General features: G+C 61.2%; 9 protein-coding genes. 4 read left to right on the top strand and 5 right to left on the bottom strand.

Annotation, left to right across the window (positions count from 1 at the left end; genetic code table 11):
• Window position 1: 1 nt before the first annotated feature.
• From tal to ASG19_RS19420, 3 genes are all read left to right on the top strand, one after another.
• Window positions 2-967 carry a transaldolase gene (gene tal, locus ASG19_RS19430; RefSeq protein WP_062461231.1) on the top strand — a complete coding sequence of 322 codons (966 nt, stop codon included), beginning with the start codon at window positions 2-4 and terminating at the stop codon, window positions 965-967.
• A 152-nt stretch (window positions 968-1,119) separates the two neighbouring features.
• The gene (locus ASG19_RS19425) at window positions 1,120-2,826 is read left to right on the top strand and encodes a PAS domain-containing methyl-accepting chemotaxis protein (RefSeq protein WP_062461230.1); all 1,707 of its coding nucleotides are present in this window, start codon (window positions 1,120-1,122) and stop codon (window positions 2,824-2,826) included.
• A gap of 248 nt (window positions 2,827-3,074) precedes the next feature.
• Window positions 3,075-4,523, top strand: coding sequence for a hypothetical protein (locus tag ASG19_RS19420; protein ID WP_062461229.1), 1,449 nt, complete (start codon window positions 3,075-3,077; stop codon window positions 4,521-4,523).
• A gap of 145 nt (window positions 4,524-4,668) precedes the next feature.
• Here the strand turns inward: ASG19_RS19420 and lysS are convergent, their stop codons facing one another.
• From lysS to ASG19_RS19405, 3 genes are all read right to left on the bottom strand, one after another.
• Complete coding sequence (lysS, locus tag ASG19_RS19415) at window positions 4,669-6,168, bottom strand: lysine--tRNA ligase (protein WP_062461227.1); 1,500 nt, start codon at window positions 6,166-6,168, stop codon at window positions 4,669-4,671.
• A 174-nt stretch (window positions 6,169-6,342) separates the two neighbouring features.
• Entirely contained in the window at window positions 6,343-7,800 is a 1,458-nt protein-coding gene (gene gltX / locus ASG19_RS19410) for a glutamate--tRNA ligase (protein WP_062461224.1), read from the bottom strand.
• A 177-nt stretch (window positions 7,801-7,977) separates the two neighbouring features.
• Window positions 7,978-9,750 (bottom strand): SLC13 family permease, encoded by a 1,773-nt coding sequence (locus ASG19_RS19405; protein ID WP_062461221.1) that lies wholly within the window; start codon window positions 9,748-9,750, stop codon window positions 7,978-7,980.
• Window positions 9,751-9,991: 241 nt separating this feature from the next.
• Between ASG19_RS19405 and ASG19_RS19400 the strand changes: the two genes are divergently transcribed.
• Window positions 9,992-10,534, top strand: a complete 543-nt coding sequence (locus tag ASG19_RS19400) for a glutathione peroxidase (protein WP_062461219.1) — start codon at window positions 9,992-9,994, stop codon at window positions 10,532-10,534.
• Between the two features lie 81 nt (window positions 10,535-10,615).
• Here the strand turns inward: ASG19_RS19400 and ASG19_RS19395 are convergent, their stop codons facing one another.
• Both ASG19_RS19395 and ASG19_RS19390 read right to left on the bottom strand, forming a co-directional pair.
• Window positions 10,616-11,377: a TerC family protein gene (locus ASG19_RS19395; protein WP_062461215.1), complete on the bottom strand. Its 762-nt coding sequence runs from the start codon at window positions 11,375-11,377 to the stop codon at window positions 10,616-10,618.
• Window positions 11,378-11,475: 98 nt separating this feature from the next.
• Window positions 11,476-12,180 (bottom strand): TetR/AcrR family transcriptional regulator, encoded by a 705-nt coding sequence (locus ASG19_RS19390; RefSeq protein WP_062461212.1) that lies wholly within the window; start codon window positions 12,178-12,180, stop codon window positions 11,476-11,478.
• Window positions 12,181-12,183 lie beyond the last annotated feature (3 nt).

Below are 12,183 nucleotides of genomic sequence, written 5' to 3'. Positions count from 1 at the left end.
GATGACGTCGAAACTAGAGCAGCTTCGTTCCATGACAACGGTCGTCGCCGACACGGGCGACATCGAGGCGGTGACCCGCCTCAAGCCGGTCGATTGCACCACCAACCCGTCGATCGTTCTGAAGGCGATCGGTTCGCCGGCATTTGCCGACACGTTCCAGGAAACGGTTGCCTGGGGCCGCAAACAGGGCGGCAGCGACGACGCGATCACGGTTGCCATAGCTGACAAGCTCGCCATCGACGTGGGCGCGGCGCTTGCTGGAATTGTCCCCGGCCGCGTTTCGACCGAAGTGGATGCCGACCTTTCCTTCGATACCGAAGGTTCGATTACCAAGGCGCACAAGATCATTGCAGCCTACAAGGATCGCGGCATCGAGCGCGAACGCATCCTGATCAAGCTTGCCTCCACCTGGGAAGGCATCAAGGCTGCCGAAGTCCTGCAGGCCGAAGGCATCGACTGCAATCTGACGCTTCTGTTCAGCCATGCCCAGGCCGTTGCCTGCGCGGACGCCAAGGCGTTCCTGATCTCACCTTTCGTTGGGCGCATTCTCGATTGGTACAAGAAGTCGACCGGTGAAGACTACACGTCCGAGACCGATCCGGGCGTCGTCTCGGTGCGTTCGATCTACAATTACTACAAGGCGAACGGCATCTCGACGATCGTCATGGGCGCCTCGTTCCGCAATGTCGGCGAGATCGAAGCTCTTGCCGGTTGCGACCGCCTGACGATTTCGCCGAACCTGCTCGACGAGCTCGACAAGGCTGAAGGCACGCTCGAGCGCAAGCTTTCGCCTGAAAAGTTCGAGCCGGCCGCGCCGATCAAGATGGACGAAAAGACCTTCCGCTGGATGCTCAACGAAGACCAGATGGCGACCGAAAAGCTTTCGGACGGTATCCGGGCGTTCAACAAGGATCTCGGCGCGCTCCGCGAGCTCGTGAAGAAGGAACTGGTCCGCGCCGCGGCCTGATTTCCTCAACGTTTTCCAATGATGAGGCCCGCCTCGTGCGGGTCTTTTTCGTTTTCCTAATGTGCACGGCCGAGGCACAGGGTTAACCGAACGTTTAGCCGGAACTCCTAGATCTTTCAGCCTACAAATCACTTTGAAGCTGGAGCGCATCGATGGCTGGGATTTCTTTTGGCCGTATCTTGTCCAACGCCGCCGTGATCAAGGCCCTCAACCGGTCGCAGGCGATCATCGAATTCGACCTGAAGGGCATCATACTCGATGCCAACGAAAACTTCTGCAATGCGCTCGGCTACCGCCTGGACGAGATCGTCGGCAGGCATCACAGCATGTTCGTCGATCCGGCCGATGCAGCTTCCTCGGATTACGCGGCGTTCTGGGCACGGCTTTCCACAGGCGCGTTCGATCAGGGCAAATACAAACGCGTGGGCAAAGGCGGCCGCGAGATCTGGATCGAAGCCACCTACAATCCGATTCTGAAAGGCGGCAAGCCTTACAAGGTCGTGAAGTTTGCGACCGACATCACGGAAGCGCGCAAGCGGGCGCTCGAGGACCGGGGCAAGCTTGAGGCACTGTCGCGGGCGCAGGCGATCATCGAATTTTCGCCGACAGGCGAGATCCTCAACGCCAACGACAATTTCTGTGCCGCCGTCGGCTACCGTCTCGATGAGATCGTCGGCAAGCACCATTCTATCTTCTGCGAACCCGACTATGCGCGCTCGTCGGACTATCAGGAGTTCTGGAAGAAGCTCGGACGCGGCACATTTTCGGCCGATCAGTTCACCCGCATCACCAAGACCGGCGAGAAGATCTATATCCAGGCATCCTACAACCCGATCATCGACGACAGCGGACGGGTGTTCAAGGTCGTCAAGTTCGCAACGGATGTGAGCGAACGGGTAAGGGTGGTCAACGATCTCGGCACCGGACTTGCACGTCTCGCCGATTGCAATATCCAGCAGACGCTGGATACGCCCTTCATCGTGGAATTCGAGCCGCTGCGCCGGGACTTCAACGCCTCGATCGGGGCGTTCCAGAAGACGCTGATGGGGGTCCTGCAGCAGACTTCCAGCCTCAACGACAGCAGCCAGGACATGCAGGTGGCGGCCGACCAGCTGTCCGCCCGCACTAAGGAGCAGGCAGCGTCGCTTCGAGAAACGACGGCGGCGCTGGAGCAGGTGACGGAGACGGTAAGGTCCTCCAACACCAATGCGGAGGAAACCCGCAAGCTGGTCAAGGGGGCGCTGCAATCTGCGACCACGTCCTCCTGCGTGGTGCAGGAAACCATCACGGCGATGAAGCGGATCGAAGGCGCATCGTCCGAGATTACCAAGATCATCAGCGTGATCGACGAGATCGCGTTCCAGACCAATCTTCTGGCGCTCAATGCCGGCGTCGAGGCGGCCCGTGCGGGCGAGGCGGGCAAGGGCTTTGCGGTTGTGGCACAGGAGGTGCGTGAACTGGCGCAGCGTTCCGCCAAAGCCGCCAAGGAGATCAAGGGACTGATCGAGAATTCCGGCCGGCAGGTCACGGAGGGCGTGCGCCTTGTCGACGCGACGGGCGCCGCGCTGCACGAGATCGAACGGTTTGTCGCCTCGATCGACCAGAATGTCCAGTCGCTGGCCACTGCGGCGCAGGAACAGTCGGGTGGCCTGTCCGACATCAACCAGACGGTTTCGCAGCTCGACCGGATGACGCAGCAGAACGCGGCGATGGTGGAGCACACGACCGGCATCAGCCGCCAGCTTGCAAGCGGCGCGGCTCTGTTGTCGGAACTGGTCGGACATTTCAAGCTCAACAGGCGCGGCGAAATGCGCGAAACGGGTTCACCGCGTGCCGGCGGCGGCCGCAGGGCCGCTTGACGCAACAGCGAGCGACGACCGGTGGAGAGGCCCGCGTCATGCGGCCCTTTTGTCGTCTGAAGGTCAGGCATGATGGGCGATGGGCCGGCCGGAGCGCGGATGCGCTTCGGGAGCCTCATTCCGGGACAGGCGTTGGGCGAAGGAAAAGCCCAGGTTTAAAGCTTCTTCAATCAGAGTAGCGCAGACTGCGGCTTGAGTATTCCATGTCTTGTTGTGCGTGATGGGGTGATGATGCCGGAGTTCGGCGCGTGAAGATCCGGCTATCGAAGAAGCTGCTCGCGGTCGTCGGCGGTATTTCCGTGCTCTGCGCCGGCAGCGGCGCGGCGGCCGTGTTCGTGGGCAAGGAAAAGTTTTTCGGCCCGTCTTACGCGGATCTCAACGGCCTGACCTGTTCTGTGTTGCAGACGTTCACGACCAAGCGCGACGGACGCACCTGGGTGCGCCGCTATGTGAATGCCGACGAGGTTGCCTCGGCGGATGGCGTTGGTGACGGCATGGCACGCATCCGCACCGCGTTGCGCGTGGCAAAATCCATCCAGGAAAAGGAAAAGGCCGACATCGTGCAGGTGGCGATGGTCGACAAGGCGGGTCCGAAGGACCGCGCCGAAATGCGCGGCCGCATGATCGGCGCGCAGGTCGTCTACATTCCAGATGTTTCCAAGGCACCTGATGGCGCGGCGCGGGAACGCTATTCCGCATTCTATGTCGAAGGCGCTGCGACATCCAAGGGCGAGTATTACGGCCAGCGCATCGACATGCCGCTCGCCGATATCGAGCATCTCGAAGCAAGTCTCACCGACAAGACCGATTGTATCGACCCCGTGGCGATTGCCGCGGCCGAGGCTGCTGCCGCAGAAGGACACGGCGCGGCCAAGGGGCATGACAAGAAGCCTGCCAAGGGGCATGAACCAGCGGGACATGGCGAAGCCTCCGGTGGGCATGACGCACCTGCAGCTGAAGGAGAGGCGCCGGCAGCCGAGCACGGCAGCGCGCCTGCCGAAGGACATGGTGAGGCCGCGGCCGCGGGCCATGGCGAGGGCGGGGAACCTGCCGCCAAGGAAAGCGGCGGTCTACTGAGTTCGGTGACCGGCCTGATCTTCGGTTCGAAAGAGGAAGCAGCGCCTGCCGCCGCCGCGCATGCGCCGGAAGGCGAGGGGCAGGCGACACCGCAAGGCGGCGAGCATCCAATCGACGCGAAGTCGGATGGTCATGCACAAGCTCCAGCCGCAGCGGCGGATGACACAGCCGACGGTTCGAAAGAGCACGCCGCAAAGGGCGAGCCTGTCGCTGCACCGGCAGAAACACCTGCACCGACCGAAGGGAAGAGTTTTGTCTCTTCCATGAAGGAGATGCTCTTCGGTTCCAGTGACAAGGCTCCGGACGCGGCGCCGGATGCCACACATGACGAAGCCTCGGCAGAGCCGGCTTCGCCAAAGACCGAGCCCGCGCCAGAGCCCCGCACCTCTGCCGAGGGCGGCAAGCGCTGGTCGAAGCAGGATGGCAGCGACGAGATCCGTTCCGGCGGGCCTTCAGCAAGCGACGCCGCACATGACGACAAGGCCGCTGAACCAGCCGCTACGGTCGCGTCGGATCAGCCGGGCGCGGCAGCAGGCGGGTCCAATGCCGCGGATGCGGCCGGTGCCGCGTGGCTTGAGAAGCTGCGGGCGCAACAGGCTGGTTCGGCCAGCAAGCCCTAGTCAAAAAACAACCTATCGGTTGCGCCATCGTCCAGAGAGGCCCTTGCCATCGATCCCCGTTGGCAAGGCGTGCGTATGGTCGGAACTTGCGAGAAGATCCACTGACCCTCTCCCTGTTTCAGGGGAGAGGAGCAGGTCTGTCTGATCAATCCGCCTTGGCGCGGCGGGCCGGGAAGAGGATGACGTCGCGGATGGAGGGGGCGTTGGTCAGCAGCATGATCAGGCGGTCGACACCGATGCCGAGGCCGCCGGCGGGGGGCATGCCCTGGTCGATGGCGTCGAGGAACTCGTCGTCGAGCTGCTTGTCCTTCTCGCCGCGGGCATGGGCCTGCTCGAGCTGTTCGACCATGCGCTTGCGCTGCTCTTCCGGATCGTTCAGTTCCGAGAAGGCATTGCCCAGTTCCCAGGCGTTGCAATAGGTCTCGAACCGCTCAACGAGGCGCGGTTCGCCTGGTACTTCCTTGGCGAAGGGCGAGATGTCCTTCGGGAAGTGGGTGACGTGGCTTGGCTGGATCAGCGTGGCCTCGACCTTTTCCTCGAAGATGAAGGCGAGGCATTCGCCCCACGTCCAGTCCTTCTCGACTTCGAAGCCGGCAGCCTTGGCCGCGGTGCGAGCTTCCTCGTCGGTCTTCATGCTCAAGAAGTCGATGCCCGTGACCTCCTTGACGGCGTCGGGCATGGGCACGCGCTTGAACGGGCCCTTGAACGACAGTTGCTTGTCGCCATAGGCGAACTCGGTCGAGCCGTGGATCTTCATGGCGAGGTCGGCGAACAGGCGTTCGACGAGGTCCATGATGTCTTCGTAGTCGGCGTAAGCCCAGTAGCATTCCATCATGGTGAATTCAGGATTGTGCCGGGTGGAGACGCCTTCGTTGCGGAAGTTGCGGTTGATCTCGAACACCTTGTCGGTGAGACCCGACACCAGCGTGCGCTTCAAGAACAGTTCCGGCGCGATGCGCAGGTACATGTCGAGCTTCAGCGTGTTGTGGTGGGTCTTGAAGGGTTCGGCCGTGGCACCGCCATAGACTGAGTGCAGCATCGGCGTTTCGACTTCCATGAAGCCGTCGTCTTCCATGAAGCGGCGGATGCCGGAGACGATCTTCGAGCGCTGCTGGAAGCGGAGCTTGCTTTCCTCGTTGCTGAGGATGTCGAGGTGGCGCTTGCGGTAGCGGATCTCGACATCGGCAATGCCGTTCCACTTTTCCGGCATCGGCAAAAGCGACTTGGTCAGCATGGTGATTTCGCGGGCGCTGATCGACAGTTCGCCGCGCTTGGTGCGGCGCACGATGCCGGTGACGCCGATGATGTCGCCGAGATCGATCATCGACAGCATCGCCCGGGCTTCCTCGGGCGTCACGTCCTTGTGGGAGAAGATCTGGATCTTGCCGCCGGCGTCATGGATATCCATGAACATGCCGGAATTGCGCGAGGAAAAGACGCGGCCGGCAACCGTGACGACATCGGTGGTTTCGACGTCGGCCTCGAGATCCTTGTACTTTTCCGCCAGTTCCGCATTGGTCATCGTGCGGTGGAAATGGGCCGGATAGACGTCGCCGACGGTTTCGCGCAGCTTTGCCAGTTTCTGGGCGCGCACTTCTGTCGCGTCGGAGGAGAGGGCGGTTTCGGTCTTGGTGTTCTCGGTCATGGTTTTTGCCTTCGAGGCTGGTTGTTCTGGTTCGCCGATGCGGCGGGCTCGGCTAACCCTCCCCCTTGTGGGGAGGGTCGGAGCGCAGCGACGGGGAGGGGTATCCCGGATTGCGAAAGAAAGGCCCCTCCCTAACCCTCCCCACACGGGGGAGGGAAGCTGTCGCCGCAGGTATTACTTCGGCGCACCCACCATGGATGACACCACGGCGGCGGCGATCTTCAGGCGTTGGCGCACGACCGAGCGGCCGAGGATTGCCATGCTGTCGAACAGCGGCAGCGAGCGCTGCGAGCCGGACATGGCGATGAACAACGGCGGGGTGACGACGCGCAGCTTCTTTTCGAGCTTGTCGGCAACCGAGCGCAGTTCGGCATCGATCGCCTCGACGTTCCATTCGATCATCTTCTCGATGTCGGCCTGGACCATGGTGATGATCGCGAGCGTGTCTTCCGGCGAGGTCTTGAGACCGGCAAACGAGGCCGGTGTCAGGTTGACGTCGGCGGCGAGCAGGAAGCCTGCGAGGTTCGGCAGGTCGCCGAGCTTGGAAACGCGGCTCTGCGAGTGCTTCAGCCCCTCGATCAGGCGCTGATTTTCCATCGCCCATTCCAGCGTGCGTGACACGAACTCTTCCGGCGACAGCTTTTCGCGCAGCCAGCGGCCGTTCACCCAGTCCAGCTTCTGCAGGTCGAAGATGGCGCCGGCCTTGGACAGGGCTTCCGGATCGAAGCTGCTGATCATCTCATCCATGGTCAGAAGCTCTTCGCCTTCGGCGATCTGCACGAAGAACAGGCCGAGGAAGTTCATCAGGGCTTCCGGCAGGTAGCCGAGCGCCGAGTAATAGCTGATCGAGGTCGGGTTCTTGCGCTTGGACAGTTTCGACTTGTCGGCATTTCTCATGAGGGAGAGATGCATGAAGACAGGCGCTTCCCAGCCGAAATAGCGATAGAGAAGAATGTGCTTGGGCACCGATGCCAGCCACTCTTCGCCGCGCGCGACATGGGTGATCTTCATCAGATGGTCGTCGATGACGTTGGCCATATGATAGGTCGGCATGCCGTCGCCCTTGATCAGGACCTGCATGTCGACCGAATCCCACGGGATCGAGACATCGCCATAGACGCCATCGGTGAAATCGCACGAGCCTTCGGTCGGGATCTTCATGCGCACGACGGACTGTTCGCCGGCCGCCATCTTTTCGGTGACTTCCTCGGCCGAGTATTTCAGGCAGAGACCATCGTATTTCGGCGGCTTGCCGGCGGCGCGCTGGCCTTCGCGCATCTGCTCCAGACGTTCCGGCGTGCAGAAGCAGCGGAAGGCGTGGCCCTTGTCGAGCAGATCCTGGGCGTGCGGCCAGTACATGTCCTTGCGGTCCGACTGGCGGTAGGGGCCGTAGGGACCGCCGATATCTGGACCTTCCGCCCAGGTAAGCCCGGTCCATTTCAGCGCGTCCAGCACCTTCTGCTCGTATTCGAGCGTCGAGCGGGTCGCGTCGGTATCTTCGATGCGCAGGATGAATTCGCCGCCGTGCTTTTTCGCGAAGAGGTAGTTGAAGAGGGCGATGTAAGCGGTGCCGACATGGGGCTCGCCGGTGGGCGATGGAGCGATGCGGACGCGAGGGGTCGGATTGATCATGGATGCTGCTCTTTCCACGGCGCGCATGGCTGCGCAAAGCCTGTGCCTTTGAATAGGGATTGGCGCAGGCTTAGGCCATATTCAGGCGAGAGCGTCAAGGTTTTTGGCGAAAACGGCCGATACCCCGTCCCTCATTGAGGGGCGGGGTAAGCCTGGGTCCGTTGAGCGCGGGGAGGACTAATTTACCGGCCAGATATAGAGGAGGGCCGGGACGCTGACGACGATGATCAGGAACGACAAAGGCAGGCCAAGCCGCGGATAATCGGAAAACTTGTAGCCGCCCGGGCCGAACACCAGTGTGTTGCACTGATGGCCGACCGGCGTGAGGAAATCGCAGCCTGCGCCGATCGCCACCGCCATCAGGAAGGGCTCGGGGCGAAAGCCGAGATTGGTGGCAAAGCTTGCGGCGATCGGCCCCATGACCAGCACGGTTGCTGCGTTGTTGAGGAAGGGCGTGACGGCCATGGCGGTGATGAGGATCAGACCGATCGCGCCCCAGGCAGGCAAGGTCGCCGCTGCCTGGCCGAGCCATCCGGCGATCAGTTCGCTACCGCCGGAGGTTCGCAGAGAATCCGAAACCGGGATGAGCGCCGCCAGCATGACGAGGATCGGGCCATCAACGGATTTGTAGAAATCGGTCAGCGGAATGGCGCGGAAAACCACCATACCGAGAGCGGCCGCGAAGAAAGCGACCGGCACAGGGGCAAGCCCGACGGCCGTCGTGCCCATCGCCAGTGCAAGGATGATCAGTGGAATGAAGGCCTGCCTCCGCGTGCCGAGCAGCACTTCGCGCTGAGCGAGCGGCAAAAGCGAGAAGTCCTGCATCACCGTCGGCATGTTCTTGCGGCTGCCCTGCAACACGATCACGTCGCCGGCCATCAGGGTGATGGTGCCAAGACGCTGCTTGAGGCGTTCGCCATGCCGGCTGATTGCCAGAAGATTGACGCCACGGGTGTAGGAGAGCGCCAGTTCCTTGGCGGAAAGCCCCTTGAGCGGCGAATCCTGGGTGATGATCGCCTCGATGGAGATGACATCGGCCTGGGCCTGTCCGTTTTCCATCAGCGGCTTGCCGGAGAGCTGCAGCCTGCCGCCGGAGACCATCCGGTCGAGCGCCTTTGACGGGCCTTCGAGCAGCACGACATCGTTTTCACGCAGGATGAGGTCCGGGAAAGGTGCCATGCGCGATGGACCGCGCAGGACGGCATTGGCAATCACCTCGCCGTCGCCGATCTTCAACAGCTCGGCGACCGTTTTTTCAAGAACAGTCGACAGCGGGGTAATCATCACCTCGGACGTATAGTTGGTGATCTCGACTGCTTCCTCGAGGGAATCATTCTGCTTTGTGCGGCTGGGCACCAGCCAGTGGAAGAACAACAGGAAGGTAATACCGACAAACGCCAGGATCGCACCCATCGGGGTGAAGTCGAACATCGTGAAGGATTCGCCGGTCAGTTCCTGGCGGATCCGCGACACGACGATATTGGGCGAGGTGCCGATCTGCGTCATCAGGCCACCGAGCAGAGCGGCGAAAGCCATCGGCATCAGGTATTTAGACGGCGAGGCGCCGGATTTGCGGGCGAACTGGAACGCCACCGGCATCATGATGGCAAGCGCACCGATATTCTTGATGAAGGCCGACAGCACGGCGACGACGATCATCAGCAGTGCCAGCTGGGTGTGCAGCGTGTTGAGGTTGGGGAAGAACTTCTTGATCGCCATGTCGACGATGCCGGAGCGGGCAACGCCTGCCGAAACGACCAGCGCGCTGCCGACGATGATGACGATATCATCCGAGAAGCCGGAAAACGCCTGGTCGACCGGAACGATCCCCACCGTCACCGCCACGACGAGCGCACAGCAGGCGACCACATCGTAGCGGAAGCGATCCCAGATGAAGACGGCCATCATCACGGCGATGACGGAAAAGGCAAGGATCTGCTGGGTTGTCATGTGGCTCCGGGGGCGCTGGGAATGGGATGCAGCGAGAGGCGATGATCGGCGTGGTGATAAGATCGTGCCCTAGAATGCCCCAGTGCCACAAATGTTGCAAAGTCTGATGACGTTTCGCAAAAGGCGTCTATCGCCGCTCAGGGCGTGTCTGCTGGACAAACCGTGGTGAACGCATAAGTAGACAATATCAACTGCAGTTGTTTGCGCCAATTCCCCTGCGCCAAAGCCCCCCGGAGCCGTCATGACCGATATCCTTGCCATCCCCGTCAAGCTTGCCGACGGCCGGAACACGACGCTTGCCGAATACCGTGGAAAAGTCATGCTGGTGGTCAACGTCGCGTCCAAATGCGGCCTGACCACGCAGTACGAAGGGTGGGAAAAACTCTACGAGCAAAAGCGGGACAGAGGCTTTGTCATCGCAGCCTTTCCTGCCAACGACTTCATGGGGCAGGAGCCCGGTTCGGATACGGAGATCGTCGAATTCTGCCAGCTGACCTACGACGTGAAGTTTCCGATCTTCTCAAAGATTTCCGTCAAGGGCGATGCCAAGCATCCGCTCTACAAGGCGCTGACCGCAGATCCGGTGCCCACCACCGGCGACGGTCCGATGAAGGCGCGCCTGCGCGGCCGCGGCATGGACATCAAAGATGGCGAGATCGTCTGGAATTTCGAAAAGTTTCTGATCGGACGCGATGGCCGGATCAAGGCACGCTTCGCGCCTGACGTGACCGCAGACGATAACCGGCTGCTCGAAGCGCTGGACCGGGAACTGTCCGAGCGGTGATCCGCCGGGACCAGGCGTTTGGACTGAACACAAAAAGGGCGCCTCGCGGGCGCCCTTTGCGTGTCGATGTTTGTAGCAACGTCAATGCAGCGTGCCGGAGGCCTTTTTCTTGGCGCGGGCGCCCTTCGCGAACATGTTGAGGGCCTCGACGCCGGCCGAGAAGGCCATGGCGGCGTAGATATAGCCCTTCGGAACGTGCACGCCGAAGCCTTCGACGATCAAGGTGCCGCCGATCATCAGCAGGAAGGCGAGAGCCAGCATGACGATGGTCGGGTTTCTCTCGATGAAGTTGGCAAGCGGGGTTGCTGCCAGAAGCATCACGGTGACAGCGGCGACGACGGCCACGATCATGATCGGCAGATGCGGCGTCATGCCGACTGCGGTGATGATGCTGTCGATCGAGAAAACCAGGTCGAGGATCAGGATCTGCACGATGGCGGCGCTGAAGCTCATCTGCACGACTTCCTTGCCGGCGCCGACCATGTCTTCCTTGTTGTCGACCACATCCACGGAATGGTGGATTTCCTTGGTCGCCTTGTAAACGAGGAACAGACCACCGGCGATCAGGATCATGTCCTTCCAGGAGAAGGGGTGACCGAAGGCTTCAAAGACCGGATTGGTAAGCTGAACGATCCAGGCAACGGTGCCGAGCAGACCAAGACGCATGACCAGCGCCAGGCCGATACCGATCTTGCGTGCCTTTTCCCGATGCTCCGGTGGCAGCTTGTTGGTGAGGATGGAGATGAAGATCAGGTTGTCGATGCCAAGCACCACTTCCATGACCACAAGTGTAACGAGCGCTACCCAGGCCGTCGGGTCTGCTACCAGCGCTGCAATGTCCATCCATCTCTCCTGTTTTCAATCAAAGGGCGCAATTTCCCGCCGCATTTGGGGATCGACCCATTAAAAACAAGAGTAGGTTGAATATGGACCGACCAGAATCAGGCGGAATCAGCCCCATTATCGATCACGGGTTTGTTATGACAACCATAGGCCGCCATGAAAACGCGGACTGCACCTTGGATGGTCCGGTGGATTTCCTCGTCTGACGGGGCGTCTTCCATGGACCCGAACAGACGAACCTTGAAATAGCCGCCGCTAACGAGGTCGATATACTGGCCTGCGGCAAGTTCGATATCGTCGATATTCAGCCTGCCGGCCTCGACGTGGAGGGCGAGAAAGTCGCGCATCACTGTGCGCAGGTTTTCGGGTCCGCGGAAAAAGCGCCGACACAGGTCCGGCATACGCTCGCGGACGCCAAGCACGGTGCGCATCGCGGTGATGATTTTCTCTTCCGTCATGTGGCTGAGGAACGAGACGCCAAAATCGTAGAGGCTCTTTTCCACGTTGCCGTTGGTCGACAGAACGGACCGAACAGTGGCGAGGAAAGCGGCGCGCTCCTGTTCCACCATGGCGACGAACAAATCTTCCTTGTTCTGGAAGTAGACGTAGATCGTTCCCTTCGAAACGCCGGCCTCGCGCGTGATGTCGTTCATGCTTGCGGCTTCGAAACCAAGCTTCATGAAAACCCGCGTCGCGCCTTCCATAATCTGGCTGCGCTTGGCTGGATCCTCGCCCGCAGCAAAACGCCCTGCAGTGCGGGGGGACGTGTCTCGCGGCGCGGATCTCTTTAACGGTTTCGGCATTAT

This window comes from Rhizobium sp. Leaf306 (assembly GCF_001423425.1).
GTDB lineage: Bacteria > Pseudomonadota > Alphaproteobacteria > Rhizobiales > Rhizobiaceae > Neorhizobium > Neorhizobium soli.
Note: the sequence above shows the minus strand (reverse complement) of the source record. Positions and strands in the feature narration are given on the sequence as shown.

What these genes read in the sequence shown, in the direction of transcription:
- ASG19_RS19400 (WP_062461219.1), top strand. Translation starts at nt 9,992, where the DNA reads ATGACCGATATCCTTGCCATCCCCGTCAAGCTTGCCGACGGCCGGAAC.
- ASG19_RS19390 (WP_062461212.1), bottom strand. Translation starts at nt 12,180, where the DNA reads ATGCCGAAACCGTTAAAGAGATCCGCGCCGCGAGACACGTCCCCCCGC.
- lysS (WP_062461227.1), bottom strand. Translation starts at nt 6,168, where the DNA reads ATGACCGAGAACACCAAGACCGAAACCGCCCTCTCCTCCGACGCGACA.
- tal (WP_062461231.1), top strand. Translation starts at nt 2, where the DNA reads ATGACGTCGAAACTAGAGCAGCTTCGTTCCATGACAACGGTCGTCGCC.
- ASG19_RS19425 (WP_062461230.1), top strand. Translation starts at nt 1,120, where the DNA reads ATGGCTGGGATTTCTTTTGGCCGTATCTTGTCCAACGCCGCCGTGATC.
- gltX (WP_062461224.1), bottom strand. Translation starts at nt 7,800, where the DNA reads ATGATCAATCCGACCCCTCGCGTCCGCATCGCTCCATCGCCCACCGGC.
- ASG19_RS19405 (WP_062461221.1), bottom strand. Translation starts at nt 9,750, where the DNA reads ATGACAACCCAGCAGATCCTTGCCTTTTCCGTCATCGCCGTGATGATG.
- ASG19_RS19395 (WP_062461215.1), bottom strand. Translation starts at nt 11,377, where the DNA reads ATGGACATTGCAGCGCTGGTAGCAGACCCGACGGCCTGGGTAGCGCTC.